We start from the raw sequence: 24,301 nt of genomic DNA on the forward strand, positions 1-24,301 counted from the left end.
TTGGGCAAGCCGCTGGCGCATAGCCTTGGGCCATGGCTACCCAAGCACTTCAAATCGATGCCGATACCAAAGCTCGTCGCGGCTTCCTGCTGGCGCTCGGCGCCTACCTGCTTTGGGGGCTGCTGCCCTTCTACATGAAGGCTGTCGCGCATCTGCCGCTGGCCGAAGTTATCGCCCACCGCATCGTCTGGTCGGTGCCGATCGCGGCCGCTGTCCTGGTCTGGGCCGGTCGCACTGCCGATTTCAAAGCGGCAGTTCGTTCGCCGCGCATCATTTCGATGGCGGTGCTGACGGCGGCGCTGATCTCGGTCAACTGGGGCATCTATGTCTGGGCGATCGCGGTCGACCGCACCATCGAGACCGCGCTCGGCTACTACATCAACCCGCTGGTCAGCGTCGTTGTCGGCGCGCTGCTCCTCGGCGAGCGGCTCGACCGCCTGCAGATCGCGGCGGTGGTGCTGGCGGCAATCGCGGTCGCGGTGCTGACCATCGACGCCGGCAAACTGCCCTGGGTGTCGCTGGTGCTGGCCTTTTCCTTTGCCGCCTATGGCTTCTTCCGCAAGACGCTGCCAATCGGCCCGAGCCAGGGCTTCCTGCTTGAAGTGCTGCTGCTGTCGGTGCCGGCACTCGGCTACATCATCTTCCTGATCGCCACAGGACAGGATCATTTCGTCTCCAGCTCGCTGAACGACACCGCCTTGCTGATCGGCTGCGGTCCGGTCACCGCCGTGCCTCTGCTGTTGTTTGCGTTCGGCGCCAGGCTGCTGCGCCTCTCCACCATCGGCATCATGCAATATATCGCGCCGACGATCGTCTTTTTGATCGCGGTGCTGATTTTCGGCGAACCCTTCGGCAGTGTTCAGGCCATAGCCTTCGGGCTGATCTGGGCGGCACTGGCGATGTACTCCTGGTCGATGTTTTCTTCGGCGCGCAAGACCGTTTCCGCATCAGCTCGCGCCGCGTAACGAAGAAAGGCGGCTGGCCGGTCTTAATGCCGGCAGCCGCGTCTTTCACGAGCGCTCAGCGCTTCGGCCCGAAGCCGGGATATGGCTGCAGCGGCACGACGGCGGCAATATCCATCATGCCGGCCTTGACCAGCGGCAAAGTTGCAAGATGGTGGCGCACGTCGGCATCGCTGCCGGCTTCGAACATCATGCCGCTGCCGGGAATGTCACCCCGATTCCACACCTGACGCACGGCGCCTTCGGCATAGAGCGTGCGGCGCTGCTCGGCCTCGCCAGGCAGCAGCGGCGCGAAATCGGCGTCGGTGAACTTTTCGGTGTTGCGCGCTAGAAGGGCAAAGAACTGCATCGGAATCTCCTGATGTTGGCCGTTGGAATGGCGGAAATATTCGCTTCTGCTGGCCAGACAGTCCAAGACTGATTAGGCTAAATTTGAGACCTCACGGGACTTGAGCATCGAAGCAACAATGTTCGACCTGCGCCAGCTTCGCTATTTCATCACGGTGGCCGAAACCGGCAACGTCGGGCGTGCCGCCGAATTGCTGCACATCTCGCAGTCGCCGCTCAGCCGTCAGATCATTCAGCTGGAGGAGCAGCTGGGCGTCGCACTGTTCGAGAGGGCGAGGCAGCGTGTTCATCTCAATGCCGAGGGCCGCGCTTTTCTTGCCGAGGCGCGTGCGCTGCTGGCTCATGCAAGACGGCTGGAGGAGCTCGGCCGCAATCTCGCCAGCGGTACGGTCGGCCGTCTCGCCATCGGTTATGTGGAAGGTGCGGTCCATGCCGGGCTTGTCGCTCGGATGCTGCGCCAGTTTCGCCGCGACCGGCCCGAATTTCATCTTCAACTGAAGGGTCAGCGTTCCGCCGCCCAGATCGAAGCGCTGCGCGAACGATCGCTCGATCTGGGCCTCGTCTACACGCCTCCTCCTGCCGACGATCCCGACATCGCCGCCATGCTCATTATGCGCGAGCCGCTGGTTCTGGCGATGCCGGAAGGCGATCCATTGGCAGAAATCGCGGAGATACTGCCGCAGCAACTGGACGGACGCACCTGGATCACGGTGGTGCGCCAGCCTGACGACACCAACCGCAGCCAATTTCTCGCCGCCTGCGCGAAGGCGGGCTTCCTGCCCGACATTGCCTATGAGACGACCGATCCGTTGACGTCGTTGGGCCTGGTCAGCGCCGGGCTTGGGCTGGCGACGGTGCAGGCCAGCCTGCGGAGTGCCGCGCCGCCTCAGACCGTGTTTCGCGATCTGCCGTGGTTTGAACGCACCGTCTCGATCCATCTCGCCTGGCGGCGTCAGGACAAGCGTGCGGTCATCGGAGACTTGAGGAAGGCAGTAGGCAAGGAGTGAATAGTGAATAGTGAATGGACAGGCGCCGGTTTGGAAAGTCTTCTACTTCACCATTCACCATTCACCATTCACCATTCACCATTCACCATTCACCATTCACTCTACATCTTATCAATCACCGACTGCACACCCTCCGTCGGTGCATCGACGGAGGATCCCGCCACCATGATAGCGGCGACGATTGCTTCCGGATCCTCGACCACCAGCGGCTTGACCCGTTGCGCCGTGTGGATGAAGCCCTCCGTTGCCATGTGGTCGAGCAACGCCAGCATCGGATCCCAGAACCCTCCGACGTTGCCGAAGACGATCGGCTTGCGGTGATGGCCGAGCTGCGCCCAAGTCATGATCTCGACGATCTCCTCGACCGTGCCGATGCCGCCGGGCAACGCCACAAAGGCGTCGGATTTCTCAAACATCCTGTGCTTGCGCTCGTGCATGTTGTCGGTGATGACGAGCTCGTCGAGCCGGTTGAGCGCGGTTTCGGTCGCCTCCCGGTTGATCAGAAAGCGTGGAATTATGCCGGTTACCTTGCCACCGGCCTTCAATGCCCCTTCAGCGACGGCACCCATGATCCCTTTAGTGCCGCCGCCATAAATCAGACGCAGGCCGGACTTGGCGATCGAGCGGCCAAGCAGGTGTCCGGCCTTGATATAGGTCTCATCTCGGCCCGAGGACGAGCCGCAATAGACGCAGACAGATCGAATCGTGTTCATGTTATGATTGGTGATAGGGACTATAGGCATGGTCAAGCCCCGGGGCGGGCTTTTTCTTGTCGGCTTTGGCAAAACAGGCTAGACCGAAATTAGGTGGCTAAGGGGCAGGGAAACATGGCAATTAATCCATTGAAGGCGTTTTTGTTCGCGGCTGGCGGCTCTGTCGCAGCGGCGGGAACCGCCTATGTATCGGGCGCACTCGACCCGTATCTCAATTCTACCCGGCCTGCGGAGGTCGCGGCGCTGACGCCGCGGGCTTCTAAACCGGCCGCTCCAGCGACCGAGGACCGGCTGCCGCCTGCGTCTGCCGCGTCCACCGATGCGGCAGCGCCCGCCACGCCGGCCACAGCAGGTGCAATCGTGCCGACCTTCGACATCGTGCGCGTCGAAAGCAACGGCTCGATCGTCGTCGCCGGCAATGCGGCGCCCAACGCCAAGGTCGAGATTCTCAACGGTTCGGCTGTGCTCGGCTCGACGGTCGCCGGTCCCGACGGCGCCTTTGCCATTATTCTCGACGATCCGCTGAAGCCCGGCGACTACACGATCACACTGCGCTCGACGGCTGGCAATGTCGTGACCGCCTCGGCGCAGACCGCCGTCGTTTCGATCCCCCAGAATTCCACCGGCCAGGTGCTGGCAATGGTCGAGGAGCCGGGCAAGCCGTCCGAACTGCTCACTGTTCCGGCCCCTCAGGCGAAATCTGACGCCTCGCCGCCTGTCGGCGAACAGGCGGCCGTTCAGCCACCCGCCACGGGCACCGAATTGCCGGCTGCCGCAGCGCCGGCGCCAGCCGCCCCGGCGGCTGACGTTCCAGCAGCATCTGCTCCTGCCGCGCCGGCCGCTGTTGAAGCCGCGCCGGCTCCGGCAGCGCCCGCCACACCGGCAGCGCCCGCTACTTCCGCGGCGGAGCGGAAGATCGTCGTCGAAGCTGTCGAAATCGACGGCAACAAGATTTTCGTTGCCGGCGTCGCCGATCCCGGCCGCAAGGTGCGTGCGTATGCCAACGATATCCTGCTCGGTGACGCGAAGACCTCGCCCGACCGCCACTTCCTGGTCGAAGCGACACGCGACATCCCGGTCGGCACCTACACCATCCACGTCGATGCGCTCGATGCCGACGGCGTGACGGTGGTTGCCCGTGCGGCTGTGCCGTTCGAGCGCGAGCCTGGTGAGGCGGTTGCGGCCGTGGCGCCGGCCGAGCAGAAGCCTGCCGGGATAAAACCAGCCGAGCCGAATGCTCCGGCGACCGAAGCCGCACCGGCAACGGCCGCCGAAACGCCCGCAACTGCCCCCGCTCCTACAACCGAGGCCCCGGCCGAAATGGCTGTCGCAACGCCTCCGGGCGAAACGCCCGAGACCGTGGCGCCAAAGCTCGAACATGCCGATGGTGCAGTCATCATCCGCCGCCATGACACGCTGTGGCGGATTTCGCGGCGGGTCTATGGCCAGGGCATGCGCTACTCGACCATCTATCTCGCCAACCAGGACCAGATCAGCAATCCGAACCGCATCTGGCCGGGGCAGGTGTTCAAGGTGCCGGAGAAATCGAAGGAAGGCGAGCCCGCCGATCTCAAGGCAATGGGCGACCAGATGACGACGGCGCCAGTCAAGGCCGAATAGCCTTCTGCCCATCAGGATAGCTTGCGGCAGGGCCAGTCATCGTTTATCGCCGATGGACGATGACCGAATCCCCCCTCGTAACGGACCGAAGCCGCGCGGCAGATGAACGCCCGCCGGCCAACTGCACGCCGGCCAACTGCATGCCGGATAGCCGCGCTGTCGCTGTCCGGCTCGCGGCCCTTTCGCATCCAGCGCGGATCGAAATTCTCAAACACCTTTCCGCAAGCCGTTCCTGCTGCTGTCGCGAGGTCGTCGAGCATCTCGACCTGGCGCAGTCCACCGTTTCCCAGCATTTGAAGATCCTGGTCGAGGCCGGGCTGATCCGCTTCGAGCCTGACCGCCAGCGCTCCCGCTATGAGCTCGACCGCGCCGCGCTCGCCGATGTTTCGGCATCGCTGGCCGCGCTGGTCGATTCCTGCTGCTCCGGCCGCTAAAATCATAAGGTAAACAAGAATGGCCGAGAAAACCGTTTCCGCAGATTCCGGCTCGACCTTCAGAACGTTGCGCAATCTCTGGCCCTATATGTGGCCGGCCGACCGCGCCGACCTGAGGGCCCGAGTGGTATGGGCCACCGTACTGCTGGTGGTCGCCAAGCTGACCCTGGTGGCCGGACCCTATTTCTTCAAATGGGCGACCGACGCACTGGCCGGCGATAGCAAATCGCCGCCGCCGCTGCCGGCCCTGCTGCTGGCGCCGGTCATGCTGGTCGTCGCCTACAATGCGGTGCGGCTGGTGCAGCTCGGCTTCAACCAGTTACGCGATGCCCTGTTTGCACGGGTCGGCCAGCATGCGGTCCGCCGGCTCGCCTTCCGCACCTTCGTGCACATGCACGAACTGTCGCTGCGCTTCCACCTCGAACGGCGCACCGGCGGACTGTCGCGCGTCATTGAGCGCGGCACCAAGGGCATCGAGACGATAGTCCGCTTCACCATGCTGGCGACGGCGCCGACAATCGTCGAATTCGCGCTCACCGCCGGCATCTTCGCCGTCACCTATGGCTGGCTATACGTCTTGGTGATCGCGGTCACGGTCTGGCTCTATGTCTGGTTCACCGTCAGGGCGAGCGATTGGCGTATTTCGATCCGCCGTGAGATGAACGAAAGCGACAATGAAGCCAGCACGAAGGCGATCGACTCGCTGCTCAACTACGAAACAGTCAAATATTTCAATAACGAAACCATGGAGGCCGAGCGGTTCGACCGGTCCACGGCGCGCTACGAGTTGGCGGCGACCAGGACCTGGACCTCGCTTGGCTGGCTGAACTTCGGCCAAGGTGTGATCTTCGGTATCGGCATGACCGTCGTCATGGTGATGTCGGCGCTCGAGGTGAAGGCGGGCACACAGAGCGTCGGCGATTTCGTCTTCGTCAACGCCATGCTCATGCAGCTTTCGGTGCCGCTGAATTTCATCGGCATGATCTACCGCGAAATTCGCCAGGGCCTGACCGACATCGAAAACATGTTCGATCTACTCGACGTCAAGCGTGAGATCGTCGATCGGCCGGGCGCCAATCCGCTGGTCGTCGATGCCGGCAGGGTCGAGTTCCGCGACGTACATTTTTCCTACGACCCCAACCGCAAGATCCTGAAGGGCATCAGCTTCGAGGTGCCAGCTGGCAAGACGGTGGCCATCGTCGGCCCCTCCGGAGCCGGCAAGTCGACCATTTCGCGGCTCTTGTTTCGCTTCTACGACATCCAGCGCGGCCAGATTCTGATCGACGGCCAGGACATTCGCGACGTGACGCAGGAGAGCTTGCGCGCTGCCATCGGCATGGTGCCGCAGGACACGGTGCTGTTTAACGACACCATCGCCTACAATATCCGCTACGGCCGCGTCGGCGCCAGCGAGGAGGATGTGCGCAAGGCGGCAGAACTGGCCCAGATCGGACCGTTCATCGAGCGGCTGCCCGACGGCTATCGCTCAATGGTCGGCGAGCGCGGATTAAAACTGTCCGGCGGCGAGAAGCAGCGGGTGGCGATTGCCCGCACCATTTTGAAGGCACCGCCGATCCTGATGCTCGACGAGGCGACCTCGGCGCTGGACAGCCACACCGAGCAGGAGATCCAGGCGGCACTCGACCTAGTCAGCCAGGGCCGCACCACCCTCGTCATCGCCCATCGGCTGTCCACAGTGATTTCGGCCGACGAGATCATCGTCCTGCAGGATGGCCAGATCGCCGAGCGCGGCACCCATGTCGCCTTGATAGCCAAGCGCGGCCTTTATGCATCGATGTGGGACCGCCAGCGCGAGGCAAGCGAGGCCGAGGAGCGGCTGCGTATCGCCCGCGAAAGCGACGAGTTCGGCGTCGTCGTCCGCCGCCGCACCTCGGAGGTGAGCTGAAAATTCGTGCTTGACCTCAACTTAAGTTGAGATCGTAGGCCGTTTTGGATCGCAGCAAGATGCGTCGTCCAAAAACGGAGACAATCGATATGAATGGGATAAATCAGGCAGTTAGTGGCGGCAGTGTATTCCGGGTGGACAAGTTTGTCGTTCCGGCCAACGCCCGCGAGGAGATTCTTGCCAAGGTCCGGATGACGCATGATTTGCTGCGCCAGCAGCAAGGGTTCGTCCAGGATTTCCTGCTTGAGCAATTCTCGGGGCCGGGCGAGTTCAACCTCGTGACCATTGTCGAATGGGAAGGGCAGGCCGCGGTCGACAAGGTCGTGCCGATCATCAAGGCCGCGCATGAGCGCAGCGGCTTCAAGCCTCAGGAGACCATCGCGCGACTTGGCGTCAAGGCCGATATTGCCAACTATCAGCGGATTCCCGGGATGTAAGCTCTCTACGGCCAGCCGGCGCCCGGCGCAGTAGCGTCGACGCTGAGCACTTGGCCGGTACGGGCATCGCTGATCATATGTTCGAAGCCGCGCCATTCGGCGGCGACGATGAACAGCTTTTTTCCCTCGCTGCCGCCGAGCATGCAGGCAAAGCAGCCGCGGTCGACATCGACACTTTCGAGCATCGCGCCGCCCTCGCGCACCCGCACGCAATGCCGGTTCGGAACGTCGGCATACCAGGCCGCACCTTCGGCATCGAGGCAGATGCCGTCGGGAAAACCGTTGCCGAGATTGGCCCAGATCCTGCGGTTGGAAAGGCCACCATCGGCAGCGATGTCGAAGGCGGTCAGCCGGTTGGCGTGGGACTCGGCAACGATAAGCGTCTTGTTGTCAGGCGTCACCGCCATGCCATTGGCGAAGGCGAGGTTCTCAGCCACCTGCTGAACCGAGCCGTCAGGCGCGACCAACACGATGGCGCCGGGGCCGAAATGCTGGCCGGGACCCGGAGCGGGCCCACCACCATTGACATAGATGTTGCCGCGTCCATCGACGACGATCTCGTTCCACGGGCTCTTTGATAGTTGTCTCAGATCGGCATGGGTGACCAATGTCCCGTCTGCCTCCTGCCTGAGGATCAGCCCTTCGCGGCCGGACACGACAAGCAGGCGCCCGTCCGGCAGCCAGTCAATGGAATAGGGCAGGGTGGCCGGCACGGTGAGCGCGATCTCGCTGTTGCCTAGGGCGTCAACGGCGATGATCTGGCCTGTGCCCCAGTTGCAGAACCACAGCCGGCCGTCGTGCCAGCGCGGTGACTCGCCGAAGGCCAAGCCGTTCATCACCACTTGCACTTGCCTAGCTGCTGATCTTTGCATGGGCCGAGAACCTCCGGGTTTGCGCAAATCGTCATGGCCGAAAGGCCGATGAGAGGCGCTGTCTTGCCAAGGACGGGCGAGAGTGCTGCGTTCCGACAATCGCAATGAACATTTCCGGTTGATCACTTCGGCAGTCCGGATGCTGCTAACGGCATCCTGAAAACGGCGGCGACCGCCACCCCCCGAGCGCTCTCATTGTCGCGTTGCGACCGCGGGGTGTTTCCGCTATTGAGGCCGGACTTGGAACCAAGGTTGCCCTCATCCCATGAGCCTCGTTGACACGATCAAGAATGCGTTCGTTCCGATCCATCGCGAGGGTTATCCCTTTATCGCTGCGTTCGGCGCGGCGACGCTCTTTCTTGGCTACTTCTCCTCGACCCTGTTCTGGATCGGTCTCATCCTGACGGCCTGGTGCGCCTATTTCTTCCGCGATCCCGAGCGTGTCACGCCGATCGATGACCGGCTGGTTGTCAGCCCGGCCGACGGCATCGTCTCGGCGGTTGGCCCGGCCGTGCCGCCGCGCGAGCTTGGCCTCGGCGGCGGTGAAATGACCCGCATCTCGGTATTCATGAACGTCTTTTCCTGCCACGTTAACCGCTCGCCGGTGCGTGGCCGCATTTCCAGGATCGAGCATCGACCAGGAAAATTCCTCAACGCCGAGCTCGACAAGGCAAGCACCGAGAACGAGCGCAACGGGCTGGTCATCGAAAGCCCCAATGGAACGGTCGCCGCGGTGCAGATTGCCGGCCTGGTGGCGCGGCGCATCGTCTGCTGGGCCGAGCCCGGCGGCGCCATCGGCACCGGCCAGCGCTTCGGGCTGATCCGCTTTGGCTCGCGCGTCGATGTCTTCCTGCCCTCGACCGCGACGCCGCGTGTCGCCGTCGGCCAGACCGCGGTTGGCGGTGAGACGGTGCTGGCGGAATTCGGCGGCGTTGCTGCAACGCCGCTCGTGCGGGTCTCCTGACCGGTGGCGCCGCCGTTCAAGAAATTCGAGGCGCATGGCGGCGGTGGCCCGCGCATTCGCGAAATCCCGATGCGCATGGTGCTGCCCAATCTGGTCACGGTGCTTGCCATCTGCGCCGGTCTGTCCGGTATTCGCTTCGGCTTCGAGGGCCGCTTCGAGCCAGCGGTGGTGATGGTGCTGCTCGCCGCCTTCCTCGATGGTATCGACGGCCGTCTGGCGCGAATGCTGAAGGCGACTTCCAAATTCGGCGCCCAGATGGATTCGCTGGCCGATATCGTCAATTTCGGCGTGGCACCGGCGCTGGTGCTCTATGCCTTTCTGCTCGACAGGGCAGGTTCGCCGGGCTGGATCGCCGCGCTGCTGTTCACCATCGCCTGTGGGATGAGGCTTGCCCGTTTCAACGTGCTCGACGAAGAGCTCGACCGTCCGCAGTGGCAGACCGAATATTTCGTCGGCGTGCCGGCGCCGGCGGGTGCGGTGTTGGTGATGCTGCCGCTCTATCTGTTCTTCCTCAGGCTTGGGCTTGAACCCAGCCGCCTGGCAGCCTTCATTGCCACCGGCTTTACAATATTGGTGGCGTTCCTGCTGGTCAGCAGACTGCCCGTCTATTCCGGCAAGAGCGTCAGGATACCGGGCGACAGGGTGCTGCCGATCATCCTCGCAGTCGTCCTCTACGTCCTGCTTTTGATGACCTATCCCTGGTATACGCTGACGGCCTCGGTTGCCGGCTATCTGGTCTTCTTGCCGTTCAGCGTGCGGGCCTATTCGAGACGCGCCAAGCGCGAAGGTGAGAAGGTGCCGTCCTCGGATATTGGCTGACGGATTTGGTGCCAGTTCGCGTTGCGCCTGGGAGTGCATGATTCCAAAAAGGCTCGCAGAGCACGCGGCGCTGTGGAACGCACCTCAAAAACCCCGTTTTCGGAACTTGCTGGGCGGCTAGACCGTTTGTGTTGGTAGGTCCGCCTGAGCGGCTGCTCGTGATACGTCGTCAACCTAGCGCAAGCTGCCGCATCGGGCGCAGAACCATCGGAAAACGAGGAGAAATGGCTGTCATCCTCATCGGCGCGTTACTGACTGTCGCCGGCCTCGTGTATATGGCGATTGCGGCCATCATGCGCGGGCGGCTTAGTGAGCCGGCCGCTGTCTCCACCGCGCCGGACAGTCCGACGCCCAATCTCGCAACACCAGGTCCGACTCTGGAGCCGCGACGACGCGGGCTCCGTTTTCTCGGCCTGTCGCAGAACTGGCCGGGCCTGCTGATGATGGCCGTCGGCGTCATTCTGCTGTTGTCGGTGGTAGTCCTGTAATGCATTCGCGCAAAAGTGTGCAGCGGTTTTGCGATAACGACATGCATAAAAACAAGAATCTAAAGCGCGTCGCACAAGGCCGGTCGAACGCGACGCGCTTTAGAGTTTTCGACAGCAAACCTCAGGCGGCTGCGCTCAGTCCCAGCCTCTCGAGCGCCAGCTTTCTAGTCGAGACATAGTCGGTCTTGCCGGAGCCCAGTACCGGGATCTCCTCGACCTTGACGATGTCGTTCGGCACCATCAGTTCGGCCGCCCCGGCTTTTTTGCCGAATTCCCGCAATTCGTCGGGATCGGCATTGTCGGCCGTGGTGACCAGAACGAGGCGCTCGCCGCGCCGCTTGTCCGGCACTGCCACCACGGCGTGATGCTCTTCCGGCCACAGCGACTGCACCAGCATCTCGACCGCGCCAAGCGATACCATCTCGCCGGCTATCTTGGCGAAGCGCTTGGCGCGGCCGCGAATGGTGATGAAGCCTTCGCGATCGACCGAAACGATATCGCCGGTGTCGTGCCAGCCTTCGAGCGGCTGCAACTCGCCCGGCCGGTCGCCGGTCATGTAGCCCATCATCAGGTTCGGCCCGTCGAGCCACAGCCGGCCGGCGTCGCTGATGCCTTCGACCGGTTCGAGTTTCATGCGCATGGCCGGCAGCAGCCGCCCGACCGTTCCGTCGCGGCCGTGGATGGCGGTGTTGACGGCAACCACTGGTGCGGCCTCGGTCAAGCCAAAACCTTCGATGATCTCGGCCTGGAAGCGCTCGCGGTAAACCCGGCGCGTCTCCGGCTTCACCGCCTCGGCACCGGCCACGACGAAGCGCAGGCTGGAAAAATCGCCGTCCTTGGCGGTGCGGGCATAGTTGGCGAGGAACGTGTCGGTGCCGAACATCACCGTCGGCCGGACCTTGCGCGCCACCTCCGGAATAAGTTTGTAGTGCAGCGGTGACGGGTAGAGGAACAGCTTTAGTCCGGTGACCAGCGGCAGGATGGTGCCGCCGGTCAGCCCGAACGAGTGGAACACCGGCAGCACGTTGAGCAGGATATCGGCCGGCGAGATGGTGATGCGGGCTTCCGCCTGCATCGCATTGGCAAGAAGGTTCCGGTGCGACAGCACCACGGCCTTGGGCGTGCCTTCCGAGCCGGAGGTGAACAGGATCACCGCCGGCTTGGCCGCATCCTGGCGCTGCAACGGCCGGCGCCACAGCAAGCCGGCTGTGGCCTTGTCCAGCACGGTCACGCTTGCGCGGACATCCTCCAGCCACAGCAGTTTCGCCCCGCCCTTTTCCACCGCCTCGACGATGTCGGCGAGGTTGGCCTTTTCGACAAAGGCGCGTGAGGAGACCACGGTGCGGATCATTGCCGTGCGGACGGCGGCGGTGACGCTGGCCGGGCCGGCGGTATAGTTGATCATTGCTGCCACCCGCGCTGCCGACAGAAGTCCGACGAACGACAGCACGACGCCATTGGCGTTGGGCAGGAGCAGCCCAACCGCTTCGCCCGGCGCTGTTATTGCCTCGAACCGTCGGCCCAAAACCCTGGCGCCGATGAACACTTTCCGGTAGCTCAGGGCACCGCCGATGACGTCCTCGATTATTGGGTGCGAAGCGCCAACGCGGTCGGCCGCATCGCGCATGGCGAGGAACAGCCCTCGGTCGAGATCACTGCCGAAAAGCCTGGCCTCGGCGAAGCGATCAAACAGCGCATTGGTGTTGGAGGCCTGATCTGGGTTCCGCGCCACCAGCTCGGCGATGGTCATCGGCTCCAGCGCGCTGATCGACAGCTGCGGAAACCAATGGCGCGGCGCCTTGTCCGCCGGCGTCAGCGAGGCCGGCAGGCTGCGTGCGCCGGCAACGAAGATCGGCACGATACGGGCGTCGGCCTGCATGGCGATACGGGTGATGGCGCGAAACAACCGAAACGACTTGACGTCTGGCTCGACCGCATCCGGCAGGTAAACGGCGAGCCGGCCTTTGCCCTTCAGCACTCGCACCAATCTGCGGCTGACGAAGACATGCTCGGCGTTGAAGGCGATGGTGCGGCCGAGCTCGCGCCACGGCTCCAGCCACGGCGATCTGGCCGAAGCCTGGTCGAGGATGTGCAGCGTGTCTTCCGGCAGCAGCGACAGCATCAGCGCCGGCTCGATGCGTGACTGATGCCAGATGACATAGATGACCGGGGCCACCGACCTGCGCGCAATCTTGATGCGCTCGTCGCTGATCCGGTAGGCGAGCTTGAACGGCACGTAGAGCAGCGCCTGGCTCAAACGCAGGCCGAGGCGGAACTTCTCCACCACGCCGATCAGCAGCCAGGCCGCGACAAGACCCGCAAGCAGCGCCAGTGTCAGGATCATCGCCGCATCTCCCAACGATCTCACGTCGCGGCTCTTCACCGGCCGCTTCGGGTGAGAACCTAGCCGAAGTTGGATCAACGTCAATGCGGCTCCATTTTTCCTTCTCTCCTATGGTTTGATTCGCCTATGTTTGATTCGGCTCGGCTGCTTATCGCAGCTACGCCGCTTTCATCCTTCCGCTGATGAAGCGGAATTCCTGCGTCTTGCCGCCAAAGCCATAGGCGGCCGCAGGCACTTCATGCACGAGGGCGTAGCTTTCCTCATGCACCTTACCCAGCAGCCGGCCGAATGCCGCGAAAATTGCCTGTAGATACGCCTCCAGTTCGAGCTTGGTGTTGGTACCGTCGACAACCTTGATGTCGAGCCAGGCCGTGTTGGTGCCATGCTCGGCCAGCGACTTGCCGCCGGCGAACCAGTGCTCGGGGTCGTGATAGGAAATGGCAACAGCTGTGATCGTGGCGTCCTTGCGCAGATGCGTGGCCGTCAGTTCGGTCACTTCCTTGGCAATGGCGGCGGACAAAGCGGCATCGGGCTTGCCGGTAACGCTGACATTGATGATCGGCATGTTTCTTCTCCTCGGTTTCAAGCGGCCTCTTCGCCGTCGAGAAAATCATGCCATCGTCCTTTGATCAAAAAAATCGAATTGTTTTTGATAAACACTTTGATAATATCGAATTATGCAGTTGTTCGATCCCGACCTCCTCAAGACTTTCCTCGCTTTCGTCGATGGCGGTTCCCTTGCGCGGGCCGCGTCGATCGTCGGTCGCTCGCCGTCCGCAGTGACCGCGCAGATGCAGCGGCTGGAGGATGTTGTCGGCGAACCGCTACTGGTGCCGCAGGGGCGAGGGCGCGGCCTGACGCCGACAGGCGAGGATCTGATCGTTCACGCGCGTCGCATCCTTGCCGCGCACCGCGAGGCGTGGCTGGCCCTCAAAGGCGCGCACGCCGACGGGCGCGTCGCCATCGGCACCACGCAGGATTTCGCCGACAGCGGCTTGCCGCAGCTTCTCAGGGCTTTTGCTGTCAGCCATCCGCGCGTCAGGATCGAACTGCGCGTCGGCCGTTCCGCCGAACTGGCGCAGGCTTTGCAGGCCGGCACCCTTGATCTGGCCATTGCCATGCGGCAGGTGCCGACACGGGACGAAGTCGGTGTGCTCAAGGAACCAATGATCTGGCTTTGCTCACAGAACGGGCTGGCCACCCGCCACGACGAACTGCCCCTGGCGCTGCTCGATCCCCATTGCGGGTTTCGCGAAGCGGCGACCAGTGCACTCGATGCGGCCGGCCGTCGCTACCGCATTGCTGCCGGCAGTGCCAGCCTTGCCGGCCTGCGTACGGCGGTGCACGCCGGCATCGCCTTGACGTTGAGGACGGCGCGCTTCGCTCATTCCGGCATCGTCGAGGCGCCGAGCGATCTTGATCTGCCGCCGGTGCCGGTCGCCGAATTCGCCGTCCGCTTGCGTGAGGATGCCGACCGGCCGGCGCAGGATCTGGCAGCGTTGTTCAGCGGCAACCTGGCCTTGGCCAATTGAGCCAGCAAAGAAAAAGCCGACCTTGCGGTCGGCTTCTGAGTAGGACGGGCCGAGGGGTTTGGGGGGACTTGGGGTGGCCCGTCGCAGCCATAATGCCTGAGCCCTATGATGGTTCCATGACTTTTCAAATTAATTTTCAGGACCGGATTTCTCGTGATCGGACCACCAACTCGCGCTCGGACGCGGCGAGGATTGGTCATGCATCCGCTGCGCGCTGCCTGGCCATCAGCCAGTCGCGGCCGGCGTGAGCGAACACCGCGCAAAGCACGATGGCGCCACCGACCATGCTGGCTGCCGGCGGGATCTCCGCCAGGAACAGGAAGGCAAACAGGATCGCGAATGGCACTTCAGCTGAACCCAGCAATCCGGACTCGGCCGCCGGAATAAGCCGGGTGCCCTCCGTCCACAGGATCGAAGCCAGCGCGAACGAGGCGCCGAAGGTGGCTAGAAGCACAGCGTCCCTGGCCGAGACAGCCAGCGGATCGGCGACGAACCAGCCGAGCACGAACAAAAGGAATGCCGACACCGCAGCCGCCCACACCACCGGCGTGTCGCGGAAGGCGCGCACCATGATCATGTAGAGCGCGCTGCCGATCGTCATCAGCAGCGCCAGCCCGTCGCCGAACAAATGGCCGGTGCCGAAGCCGGACCAGACCATGATTGCCACACCGCATAATGACACAGCGGCGGCGGCAAGCGTCTGCAGCCGGAACGGCTCGCGGACCAACAGGAGGGCCAGCAGCGCGGTGACGAACGGGGCCGTGGCATAGATGATCGCGACATTGGCGACAAAGGTGAACTTGAACGCCGAGATAAAGGCGATGCTCGCGAGCGCGCCCTCGATCGCCAGCAGCCAGCCTCGCCAGCCGAGCCGCAAGCTGTCGCGACCGCCGGAGCGCTGGCGGCGCCATAGGACATAGAGGCTGATCAGGATCGAGCCGACGAAGCCGCGCCAGCAGGTAATGGTCAGGGGGTCGGCATGGATCGATTTGGTCAGCACGCCGGTGAGGCCGAAGACGGCCGCCGATGCCGAGACCAGGATGATGCCGAGGGTACGCTCGCGGGCGCTTTCCACTGTGCATGGCATGTCCAGCGATCCCGTCATCTCACCAGCCTACGCTGCCCCTTCCTGACACCATAGTGTCAGCTTGAGGCGTCCTGCATCGAAAACAGCAGGTAGGCAGCCCCGGTGAACAGGATTCCGACAAGAACCCGTTCGCGGGTTTTCACGATGGCGATATCGGCCATATGTCCGGCGGCCTTACGAATGTGTTGCGAGAGACGGTGTGATGGCGTTGGATGCTCCCCGTGTCGTCAGGCTATACCGGCGAAACCCTGCCAAGCGCTACGCCAGCGGGGACTTGCGTTTGGGGCAGGCGGCATCGCCGTTAGGCAGCGAAGCCAGGCAACTGTGGGAGAGAAACGAAATGGACGCGATCGCATTGAAGGCCATGCAGGCGCCGCTGAAGGTGGCCTATCGCGACGACGCCTCGCGCGCGCTGATTACTCTCCGCGCCAAAGGCTCGATCGACGACCAATCGATCGCCTGCAAGGTCGAGACAGGCAGGGCGATCGCCATTGCCGGGCTGCATCCGGCGACCGGCGGCACCGGGCTCGAACTCTGCTCCGGCGACATGCTGCTGGAGGCACTGGTGGCTTGCGCCGGCGTCACGCTGAAGGCGGTAGCGACGGCGCTGGAATTCAAGCTTGGGGCCGCCACGGTGGAAGCCGAAGGCGACCTGGACTTTCGCGGCACGCTTGGCGTGGCAAAGGATGCGCCGGTTGGCTTCCGCGCCATCCGGCTGACATTTGGCCTCGACACCGACGAGCCGCAGGAGCGCATCGATGCGCTGCTCAAGCTGACCGAGCGCTACTGCGTCGTGTTCCAGACCATCAGCCAGAAGCCGGAGCTGACGGTAAGCGCGCGACGCTGACGATCTCTCCCTCAAGGGGGGAGATCACGCTGTCCTACTGCGCCGACGGCTCCTCGGCGTCGCCCTCGTCGGCGAAGGGCGAGGCGCTCGGCACGCACTGCACCGACCAGCCGGCCGGCGTCGGTTGCTTCTGGTATTCGGTTATGGCGAAGGCGCACTGTTCGCGGGTGTCGAATGTGCTGGGCAGCACGACCATGCCGCCTTGCGGGCCGGCGATCACCAGATACCAGACTAACGCTACGCTCGGTGCCGCCATGAGTATTTCCTCGCTCTGCTTGTTTTGGGAGTCGCACGATCCTAGCAACTCCGGCCCAGCGGCGAAAGCTGGGCCAAAGCGCGGCGTTAAGCCACGGTATCACAGCCACGTGATGTCGGGTCGTTTTGGTTCAGTTCACCGCAAAACAATAGAACAGGCCGTCGCCGCCGGTGCCCTTCAGCGCTTCCTGGCTGCAGCCACCGCGTGACGCATGCGAGGAATTCCACGATTTGGCGGCTGCCGAGCCATCGAGGCCGGTACGATCGTGATGACCCATCATGGCCACACCTTCTGCTCCGCTCAGCGTCCAGTCGCCGCAGGTCTGGTCGGCAATTTTCGTGCCATCCGGCTTGGAGCCGGTCAACACGTCGTGCCGGTTGGGCGTGTCGCCGCGGCCGTTGACCATTTGGCCCTTTTCGTCGAGTGCCGTCTGTTTGGTGATGGCGTTGGCATCGCTATGCAGGGAAGCGACATCATCGGCGATCTTGACGCCCTCGGCGTTGAACCACGGGCCTTTGCCGATACGGTCGCGTGCATCGGTATCGGTGGTCGAGAGATAGGCGCGCCATGTCTTGCCGGTAACGCCCGCGGCTTCGGCCAGTGAACTACAATGGGCGTCGGCGCCGGCGAGACCGCCGAGATCGGCGCCTTTGCCAGAGCCGACGCTGGTGACGAAAAAGCTCATCGTTGCCTCCTGCGACGACGCGGCGCCGATCACTGCAAGCAGCGCGGTGGCAGTCAAGAGAAGCAGTCTCCGCAAATGGTCCTCCGTTTCTCGAATTGTGGCACCCGGACAACGTTGGTGCCGGCGCAATTCTTCCGGCAAAATGCGATGTGTGGTTACTCCGGCTGCCGGTAGGCGACAAAGCGATTGTGCTTGGCCTGGAAGATCAGCCCGGTCTCCTTGAGCGTAGGGCTGGCCAGCGGCACGATTCGCTTGGCGATCTCCGAAGGGTGCGGCAGTGTTTCAGGATCCTCGCCGGGTACGGCCTGCGCCCGCATCGCGGTGCGCGTTGCCCCGGGATCGGCGGCATTGACCCTGAGCGGCAGGTTTTCGGTCTCATGCGCCCATGAACGCGTCATGGCCTCGACCGCCGCCTTCGACGCCGCATAAGGCGCCCAGAAGGCGCGTGCGGAGTGGGCAAGGCTGGAGCTCAGCACGATAGCACGGCCGGCATCGGAAAGCCTGAGCAGCGGGTCGACCGAGCGGATCAGCCGCCATGTTGCTGTGACGTTGATGGTCATCACCTTCTCGAAGGTCTTGGCCTCGACATGGCCGATCGGGGCGATGACGCCGAGCACGGCGGCGTTGGCGACCAGTATGTCGAGCTTGCCCCAGCGCTCGTGGATGGCGCCGCCCAGCCGGTCGATCCCCGCCATGTCGGCAAGATCGAGCGGTACCAGCGTCGCCTGTCCGCCACCTGCCTTGATCTGGTCGTCGAGTTCTTCCAACCCGCCGACGGTGCGGGCAACCGCAATCACATGCGCACCGGCCGCGGCAAGCTCCCTGGCGATGAAATAGCCGATGCCGCGCGAGGCGCCGGTGACGACCGCAACGCGGCCGGAGAGGTCAAGGCTCATACGATGGATTCCGACAGGCAAGGTGAAACCGCCGTGAGGGGCTAAGGGGAGGGAGACAAACGGACCGGCAAGGCCTACGACCCGCCGGCCGCTAACAGCGACAGCGTGCGCACATTGTCGGAGCCTTCGAAGTCGGCAAGCCGGGTCGGATACTGGCCGGTGAAGCAGGCGTCGCAGAATTGCGGCTGCTCGTTGTCGCGGCCGGCCTCGCCGACGGCGCGGTAGAGCCCGTCGATCGACAGGAAGCCGAGCGAATCGACGCGGATGAACTCGGCCATCTCCTCCACCGACATGCGCGACGCCAGCAGCTTCGACTTTTCCGGTGTGTCGACGCCGTAAAAGCAGGAGGCGCGCGTCGGCGGCGAAGCGATGCGCATATGCACTTCCTTGGCGCCGGCATCGCGCACCATCTGGACGATCTTCTGGCTGGTGGTGCCGCGCACGATCGAATCGTCCACCAACACCACGCGCTTGCCTTCGATCATGCGGCGGTTGGCGTTGTGCTTGAGCTTGACACCCATGTGGCGGATCGAATCGCCGGGCTGGATGAAGGTGCGGCCAACATAGTGATTGCGGATAATGCCGAGCTCGAACGGAATGCCCGCGGCCTGCGAAAAGCCGATCGCCGCCGGCGTGCCCGAATCCGGCACCGGCACGACGATGTCGGCCTCGACCGGACTTTCCTGCGCCAGCTCGGCGCCGATGCGCTTGCGCACTTCATAGACGTTGCGGCCTTCGACCGACGAATCCGGCCGCGCGAAATAGACATATTCGAAGATGCAGAAGCGGGTCTTCTGCGGCTCGAACGGGAACAGGCTTTCGATGCCCTTGCTGGTGACGACGACCATTTCGCCGGGCTTCAGGTCGCGCACGAAACGCGCACCGATAATATCGAGCGCGCAGGTCTCGGAGGCGAGAATCCAGGCGCCGTCGAGATCGCCGAGCACCAGCGGGCGGATGCCGAGCGGGTCGCGGCACCCGATCATCTTCTTGGACGTCATCGCCACCAGCGAGAAGGCGCCTTCGACTTGGCGCACCGCATCGATGAAGCGCGAATTCAGGTCGCGCTCCTTGCTGGTGGCAACCAGGTGCAGGAGCGTTTCGGTGTCGGAGGTGGAAGAGAAGATGGCGCCTTGCTTCTGCAGGGCGCGCTGAACGGTCATGGCGTTGGTGAGATTGCCGTTATGGGCGACGGCAAAGCCGCCATCGGCAAGTTCGGCGAAGAAAGGCTGGATATTGCGCAGACCGGCGCCGCCGGTGGTGGCATAGCGTGTGTGGCCGATAGCACGGTTGCCTTGCAGGCTGTCGATGACACGCTGCTTAGTAAAGGTGTCGCCGATCAGGCCGACATGGCGTTCGACATGGAATTGGGTGCCGTCATAAGAAACGATGCCGGCCGCTTCCTGGCCTCGATGCTGCAACGCATGCAGACCGAGCGTTACGATGGCTGCGGCGTCCTGCCGGCCGAAAATGCCGAACACGCCGCATTCGTCGTGGAAATGGTCGTCGGCTTCGGCGGAAAGCACGTCGTCTGCGTCTGCCACTGAGGCTGCCATTGGGGCTCAAGCTCCGCTAAAGTCGCCATATAAGGTCATAGCGCATCGAAAGCAACGCACGTCGTGCGGCGTTCACATGATCGACAGTCTTGAGCCTCGCAAGTCTGTCGAAATCAGTTTGCCGGCGCCGGGTTTGCAGGTGCCGGCGTCGCGGGCGCATTGTCGGCCGGCGGCGCATCGCTGTCGTCGGGTGCCGGCGCAGTGGCGTCGTCGCCGGCGGCAGGGGCTTCCGCTGCAGGCGCGTCGGGGGCCAGAGGCGTCTCGGTGGCCGGCTGATTCGGATTGAGCTTGTTGAGGATGGCGTTTTCCGGATCCTCGGGCAGCAAGCTTTCGAGCTTGGCGCCGATCGATTCGAGCAACGGCTTTGACTTGGCGTTGGCAATCCAGCCTGGAGCCTTGGCGCCCGCCAGCCAATTGAAGAAAAGCAGCGCGACAGCGACGACCAGAATGCCGCGCGCCGCGCCATAGAGGAAGCCAAGTGTACGATCGAGCGCGCCGATCCTGGAATCGATGATCCAGTCGGCGAGCTTCATGGTGATGACCGAAACGACGATCAGCGCGACAATGAAGACGATACCGGCGGCCGCCGCCATGGCGGCCTTTTCGTTGTCGACATAGGGCTGGATGTAAGGCAGCACCGGCTTGTAGAAGAAGAAGGCGGCGGCCGCGGCGGCTGCCCAGGAGATGATCGACAGGATCTCGCGCGAAAAGCCGCGAACCATAGCGAGCATCGCCGAGACCAGGGTGAAGCCGACGAGAATTCCGTCAAGCAGCGTAATCGGCATGTTTTTCGCCCCACTCCGATCTCTTTTTCACGACTCGACGAGCCGCATCACTCTTGCTCGTCGGCGCGGCTGCGCCGAGAGCCGGCTATGCGCGCCACGAGATCGGCAAGCTCGGTGGGCTGGAAAGCGCCGGCTCCGATCCCCCCGACCCCATTACCACCAACAAGTTCCTCGCTGCCCAAGGGCAGAACCGCGCGTCCGAAACCCAGCTTTTCGGCTTCCTTGAGGCGCTGCTGCGCATGCGCAACCGGCCTCACCGCACCCGAAAGGCTGATTTCGCCGAAATAGACGCAATCGGCGGGAAGGGCAAGACCGGTGAGCGAGGAAACCAGTGCCGCCGCCACTGCCAGGTCTGCCGCCGGCTCCGAAATGCGGTAGCCGCCGGCAACGTTGAGATAGACGTCGTGCGTGCCGAAGCGGACGCCGCAATGGGCTTCCAGAACCGCCAGGATCATCGACAGCCGGGCACCGTCCCAGCCGACGACGGCGCGGCGCGGTGTGCCCAGCGTCGATGGCGCCACCAGCGCCTGGATCTCGACCAGCACCGGCCGTGTGCCTTCCATGCCGGCGAAAACCGCGGCACCCGGCGACTTTGCATGGCGCTCACCGAGGAAAAGCTCGGACGGGTTGGCGACTTCCCGCAAGCCCTTGTCCGACATTTCGAAGACGCCGATCTCATCGGTTGGCCCGAAGCGATTCTTGACCGTGCGCAGGATGCGGTAGTGGTGGCCGCCTTCGCCCTCGAAATAGAGCACCGCGTCGACCATGTGCTCGACGACGCGCGGTCCGGCGATCTGGCCCTCCTTGGTGACGTGGCCGACCAGAACGATCGCCGCCCCTGTGGATTTTGCGTAGCGGATCATCGCCTGGGCGGCGGCACGCACCTGGGTCACCGTGCCGGGCGCCGAATCGGCCATATCGGTCCACAGCGTCTGGATCGAATCGAGAATGACCAGATCCGGCCGCTTGCCATCGGCGATGGTGGCGAGGATGTCCTCGACATTGGTTTCGGCGGCGAGTTCGACCGGGGTGTCGGCGACGCCGAGCCGCTGGGCGCGCAGCCTGATCTGCGCGACCGCCTCTTCGCCCGAGACATAGACGATGCGGTGGCCCTTTGCCGCCAGCGCGGCCGCGGCCTGGGTGAGCAGCGTCGACTTGCCGATGCCGGGATCGCCGCCGACCAGCAGCGCCGAGCCGCGCACGAAGCCGCCGCCGGTGGCGCGGTCGAGTTCGCCGATGCCGGAGACGATGCGCGGCGCGTCCTCGATGTCGCCGGAGAGGCTGGTCAGCACCACCGCGCGGCCTTTGCGTGCATTGCGCGTATTGGCCGGGCCGGAACCTATGCCGCCTGACGTGCCTTCCTCGACCAGCGTGTTCCACTCGCCGCAGGCATCGCATTTGCCGGCCCAGCGCTGATGCACCGAACCGCAATTCTGGCAGATGAACTGGATACGGGATTTGGCCATCAGTTTATTGGTTCCAAGAGGTATTTGGAACGATCCCAGTAAATCGGCAAAGCATTTTCGACTGTATCGAAATGAGTGCGGCGCTGGCCGTTGCTCTGAGCCCAATTGTCGTATGCCGACCAACATGCATAGATGAACAAATTTACCGCCAAATCATTGTCTCGCCTGACTGCTTCATGCAGCGTTTCGAACAATCGCCTGAGCGCTAACGAGAGGCGGCGGTCCTGAAGCCGATGCATGAGAAGGAATGCACACCCGATCGCAGCGACAGACGTACTCTGCCGAGAGTCCCCTGACCAAAGTGCCAAAAGGCCCAGAAGATTATCGATGTCGCGAGTCGTTCCCAGCTTCCAAATCCGATAGAGGCCGGTCACTGCCGCGCTTCGCGAATAGTCTTCGACATGCTTGGCAAGGAATTTCCTCACCAATTCAACGTTCTCAGGCGTCGGTTCGCTTGAGTAGCAGAACACCAGCAAACCGGCGTGCGATCCCGTGCGAGAAATTGACCCGGCAGATCTCAAATATTCAGTGAGTTGCGCGCGTTCATCCTCGGAGATGTCATACTCTTCGAATTTTATCCTTTGGTAGATATCGCTAAAGTCCAATCGGCTGCTCCGCGACAATGCCTACTCGAACCGGTCCGGCAAATGATGCTCCTCGGCGAGGTCCGAGAAGCGGGTGAATTCGCCCTGGAAGGCGAGGCTGACCGATCCCGTTGGGCCGTGGCGCTGTTTGGCGACGATGACCTCGGCCTTGCCGCGCATCTCGTTCATCTCGTGTTCCCATTTGATGTATTCGTCGGTGCCCGGCTTCGGCTCGCGGTTCTTCAGATAATATTCCTCGCGGTAGACGAACAGCACCACGTCGGCGTCCTGCTCGATGGAGCCCGATTCGCGCAGATCCGAAAGCTGCGGGCGCTTGTCGTCGCGGCTCTCGACCTGGCGCGACAGCTGCGACAGCGCGATGATCGGCACCGCCAGCTCCTTGGCTAGTGCCTTGAGGCCGGTGGTGATCTCGGTGATTTCCTGGACGCGGTTTTGCGAGGATTTCGCGCTCGATCCCTGCATCAGCTGGATATAGTCGATAACGATGACGTCGAGGCCGCGCTGGCGCTTCAGGCGACGCGCGCGGGCCGACAGCTGAGCGATGGAAATGCCGCCGGTCTGGTCGATGAACAGCGGGATTTTCTGCATTGTCTGCGAGCAGGCGACCAGCTTTTCGAAATCCATCTCGCTGATCTCGCCGCGCCGGATTTTCGACGACGGGATTTCCGTCTGTTCGGAAATAATGCGGGTGGCCAGCTGTTCGGATGACATTTCGAGCGAAAAGAAACCGACGACGCCGCCATTGGCCGCCTTGAACGAGCCGTCCGCCTGCTGCGCCGGGACATAGGCCTCGGCGATGTTGAAAGCGATATTGGTGGCGAGCGAGGTCTTGCCCATGCCGGGGCGGCCGGCAATGATGATCAGGTCGGACGACTGCAGGCCGCCCATGCGGCGGTCGAGATCGCGCAAGCCGGTAGCAACGCCCGACAAATGCCCGTCGCGCATATAAGCCGCATTGGCCATGTCGACGGCGGTCTTGACGGCATCGGTGAAGCTCTCGAAGCCGCCATCGTAGCGGCCGGTTTCGGCCAATTCGAACAGGCGCCGCTCGGCATCCTCGATCTGGTCGGAGGGCGACATGTCGACCGGCGCGTCATAGGCGATGTTGACCATGTCCTCGCCGACAGTGATTAGCGCGCGCCGCGTCGCCAGATCGTAGATGGCGCGGCCATAGTCGGTGGCGTTGACGACGGTGACGGCCTCGACCGCCAACCGCACGACATATTGCGCCACTGTCATGTCGCCGACCTTCTCGTCGGCCGGCAGGAAGGTCTTCAGCGTGATCGGCGTCGCGATCTTGCCCATGCGGATGAGCTCGGCCGCGACCTCGAAGATCTTTCTATGCAGCGGCTCGTAGAAATGGCCGGGCTTCAGGAAGTCGGAGACGCGGTAGAAGGCATCGTTGTTGACCAGTATGGCGCCGAGCAGCGCCTGCTCGGCCTCGATATTGTTCGGCGCCTCGCGATAGAGCGGTGTTTCCGCCACGCCGAATTTTCGTGCTGCCTCTGCCATGATGTCCCCGGTCCTGATCCCCGTCTCTCGATATCAGAACGAGACAAGTCGGTGATGACTTATCTGCATCAGTCCCCAACCAACCAACTTTGATGCCCGCGATTCACAGCCAGGATCTTTCGGTGGAAAGAATCTCGATTGACTCGAATCAAGATGGCGA

25 protein-coding genes are annotated in these 24,301 nt (G+C 63.3%); 11 read left to right on the plus strand and 14 right to left on the minus strand.

Annotated elements, in window-relative coordinates; translation table 11 throughout:
• Window positions 1–32: 32 nt before the first annotated feature.
• A complete protein-coding gene (rarD, locus tag NKH33_RS23105) occupies window positions 33–965 on the plus strand; it encodes an EamA family transporter RarD (protein ID WP_352471070.1) in 933 nt (310 codons plus the stop codon).
• Between the two features lie 55 nt (window positions 966–1,020).
• Here rarD and NKH33_RS23110 read toward each other — a convergent pair whose 3' ends face one another.
• Window positions 1,021–1,311, minus strand: a complete 291-nt coding sequence (locus NKH33_RS23110) for a muconolactone Delta-isomerase family protein (protein WP_352448978.1) — start codon at window positions 1,309–1,311, stop codon at window positions 1,021–1,023.
• Window positions 1,312–1,411: 100 nt separating this feature from the next.
• Here NKH33_RS23110 and NKH33_RS23115 point away from each other — a divergent pair, with 100 nt between their 5' ends.
• Complete coding sequence (locus tag NKH33_RS23115) at window positions 1,412–2,317, plus strand: LysR substrate-binding domain-containing protein (protein WP_352743309.1); 906 nt, start codon at window positions 1,412–1,414, stop codon at window positions 2,315–2,317.
• A 101-nt stretch (window positions 2,318–2,418) separates the two neighbouring features.
• On the opposite strand, the gene NKH33_RS23120 is transcribed toward NKH33_RS23115, so the two are convergent.
• Window positions 2,419–3,030 carry an LOG family protein gene (locus NKH33_RS23120; RefSeq protein ID WP_352501912.1) on the minus strand — a complete coding sequence of 204 codons (612 nt, stop codon included), beginning with the start codon at window positions 3,028–3,030 and terminating at the stop codon, window positions 2,419–2,421.
• A 114-nt stretch (window positions 3,031–3,144) separates the two neighbouring features.
• Between NKH33_RS23120 and NKH33_RS23125 the strand changes: the two genes are divergently transcribed.
• The 4 genes from NKH33_RS23125 to NKH33_RS23140 all read left to right on the plus strand — a co-directional run bounded on the left by NKH33_RS23125 (window position 3,145) and on the right by NKH33_RS23140 (window position 7,427).
• Window positions 3,145–4,650 (plus strand): LysM peptidoglycan-binding domain-containing protein, encoded by a 1,506-nt coding sequence (locus NKH33_RS23125; RefSeq protein WP_352921651.1) that lies wholly within the window; start codon window positions 3,145–3,147, stop codon window positions 4,648–4,650.
• Window positions 4,651–4,709: 59 nt separating this feature from the next.
• Window positions 4,710–5,084, plus strand: coding sequence for an ArsR/SmtB family transcription factor (locus NKH33_RS23130; RefSeq protein ID WP_352471075.1), 375 nt, complete (start codon window positions 4,710–4,712; stop codon window positions 5,082–5,084).
• Window positions 5,085–5,103: 19 nt separating this feature from the next.
• Window positions 5,104–6,990, plus strand: coding sequence for an ABCB family ABC transporter ATP-binding protein/permease (locus NKH33_RS23135; protein WP_352471076.1), 1,887 nt, complete (start codon window positions 5,104–5,106; stop codon window positions 6,988–6,990).
• 89 nt (window positions 6,991–7,079) lie between these two features.
• Complete coding sequence (locus tag NKH33_RS23140; protein WP_352871626.1) at window positions 7,080–7,427, plus strand: antibiotic biosynthesis monooxygenase; 348 nt, start codon at window positions 7,080–7,082, stop codon at window positions 7,425–7,427.
• Between the two features lie 5 nt (window positions 7,428–7,432).
• Here the strand turns inward: NKH33_RS23140 and NKH33_RS23145 are convergent, their stop codons facing one another.
• The gene (locus NKH33_RS23145; protein ID WP_352921653.1) at window positions 7,433–8,299 is read right to left on the minus strand and encodes an SMP-30/gluconolactonase/LRE family protein; all 867 of its coding nucleotides are present in this window, start codon (window positions 8,297–8,299) and stop codon (window positions 7,433–7,435) included.
• A gap of 265 nt (window positions 8,300–8,564) precedes the next feature.
• Here NKH33_RS23145 and NKH33_RS23150 point away from each other — a divergent pair, with 265 nt between their 5' ends.
• The 3 genes from NKH33_RS23150 (at window position 8,565) to NKH33_RS23160 (ending at window position 10,570) form a co-directional block, all read left to right on the plus strand.
• Window positions 8,565–9,263 (plus strand): phosphatidylserine decarboxylase, encoded by a 699-nt coding sequence (locus NKH33_RS23150; protein ID WP_352921655.1) that lies wholly within the window; start codon window positions 8,565–8,567, stop codon window positions 9,261–9,263.
• 3 nt (window positions 9,264–9,266) lie between these two features.
• Window positions 9,267–10,082, plus strand: coding sequence for a CDP-alcohol phosphatidyltransferase family protein (locus NKH33_RS23155; protein ID WP_023677728.1), 816 nt, complete (start codon window positions 9,267–9,269; stop codon window positions 10,080–10,082).
• Between the two features lie 224 nt (window positions 10,083–10,306).
• Window positions 10,307–10,570, plus strand: coding sequence for a hypothetical protein (locus tag NKH33_RS23160; protein WP_352471079.1), 264 nt, complete (start codon window positions 10,307–10,309; stop codon window positions 10,568–10,570).
• 121 nt (window positions 10,571–10,691) lie between these two features.
• Here NKH33_RS23160 and NKH33_RS23165 read toward each other — a convergent pair whose 3' ends face one another.
• Complete coding sequence (locus NKH33_RS23165; RefSeq protein WP_352921657.1) at window positions 10,692–12,914, minus strand: AMP-binding protein; 2,223 nt, start codon at window positions 12,912–12,914, stop codon at window positions 10,692–10,694.
• Between the two features lie 157 nt (window positions 12,915–13,071).
• Window positions 13,072–13,479 carry a tautomerase family protein gene (locus NKH33_RS23170; RefSeq protein WP_023677725.1) on the minus strand — a complete coding sequence of 136 codons (408 nt, stop codon included), beginning with the start codon at window positions 13,477–13,479 and terminating at the stop codon, window positions 13,072–13,074.
• 112 nt (window positions 13,480–13,591) lie between these two features.
• Here NKH33_RS23170 and NKH33_RS23175 point away from each other — a divergent pair, with 112 nt between their 5' ends.
• Complete coding sequence (locus NKH33_RS23175; RefSeq protein ID WP_352835450.1) at window positions 13,592–14,446, plus strand: LysR substrate-binding domain-containing protein; 855 nt, start codon at window positions 13,592–13,594, stop codon at window positions 14,444–14,446.
• Between the two features lie 196 nt (window positions 14,447–14,642).
• Here NKH33_RS23175 and NKH33_RS23180 read toward each other — a convergent pair whose 3' ends face one another.
• Entirely contained in the window at window positions 14,643–15,551 is a 909-nt protein-coding gene (locus tag NKH33_RS23180) for a DMT family transporter (RefSeq protein ID WP_502906755.1), read from the minus strand.
• 322 nt (window positions 15,552–15,873) lie between these two features.
• Between NKH33_RS23180 and NKH33_RS23185 the strand changes: the two genes are divergently transcribed.
• A complete protein-coding gene (locus tag NKH33_RS23185; protein WP_352448969.1) occupies window positions 15,874–16,380 on the plus strand; it encodes an OsmC family protein in 507 nt (168 codons plus the stop codon).
• Between the two features lie 34 nt (window positions 16,381–16,414).
• On the opposite strand, the gene NKH33_RS23190 is transcribed toward NKH33_RS23185, so the two are convergent.
• From NKH33_RS23190 to NKH33_RS23225, 8 genes are all read right to left on the minus strand, one after another.
• Entirely contained in the window at window positions 16,415–16,636 is a 222-nt protein-coding gene (locus NKH33_RS23190) for a hypothetical protein (RefSeq protein WP_254820234.1), read from the minus strand.
• Between the two features lie 130 nt (window positions 16,637–16,766).
• Window positions 16,767–17,387 carry a hypothetical protein gene (locus NKH33_RS23195; RefSeq protein ID WP_502906756.1) on the minus strand — a complete coding sequence of 207 codons (621 nt, stop codon included), beginning with the start codon at window positions 17,385–17,387 and terminating at the stop codon, window positions 16,767–16,769.
• 89 nt (window positions 17,388–17,476) lie between these two features.
• Complete coding sequence (locus NKH33_RS23200) at window positions 17,477–18,217, minus strand: SDR family NAD(P)-dependent oxidoreductase (protein ID WP_254820236.1); 741 nt, start codon at window positions 18,215–18,217, stop codon at window positions 17,477–17,479.
• A gap of 74 nt (window positions 18,218–18,291) precedes the next feature.
• Window positions 18,292–19,761, minus strand: coding sequence for an amidophosphoribosyltransferase (purF, locus tag NKH33_RS23205; protein ID WP_023677717.1), 1,470 nt, complete (start codon window positions 19,759–19,761; stop codon window positions 18,292–18,294).
• Window positions 19,762–19,886: 125 nt separating this feature from the next.
• The gene (locus tag NKH33_RS23210; RefSeq protein WP_023677716.1) at window positions 19,887–20,558 is read right to left on the minus strand and encodes a CvpA family protein; all 672 of its coding nucleotides are present in this window, start codon (window positions 20,556–20,558) and stop codon (window positions 19,887–19,889) included.
• A 47-nt stretch (window positions 20,559–20,605) separates the two neighbouring features.
• Entirely contained in the window at window positions 20,606–22,024 is a 1,419-nt protein-coding gene (gene radA / locus NKH33_RS23215; protein ID WP_352453216.1) for a DNA repair protein RadA, read from the minus strand.
• Window positions 22,024–22,629 carry a hypothetical protein gene (locus NKH33_RS23220; RefSeq protein WP_352835443.1) on the minus strand — a complete coding sequence of 202 codons (606 nt, stop codon included), beginning with the start codon at window positions 22,627–22,629 and terminating at the stop codon, window positions 22,024–22,026. The genes radA and NKH33_RS23220 overlap by 1 nt, the downstream gene beginning before the upstream one ends.
• Window positions 22,630–22,650: 21 nt before the next feature.
• Window positions 22,651–24,141, minus strand: a complete 1,491-nt coding sequence (locus NKH33_RS23225; protein WP_023677714.1) for a replicative DNA helicase — start codon at window positions 24,139–24,141, stop codon at window positions 22,651–22,653.
• Window positions 24,142–24,301: the final 160 nt, after the last annotated feature.

The sequence above is a fragment of the Mesorhizobium sp. M1182 genome (assembly GCF_040318335.1).
GTDB lineage: Bacteria > Pseudomonadota > Alphaproteobacteria > Rhizobiales > Rhizobiaceae > Mesorhizobium.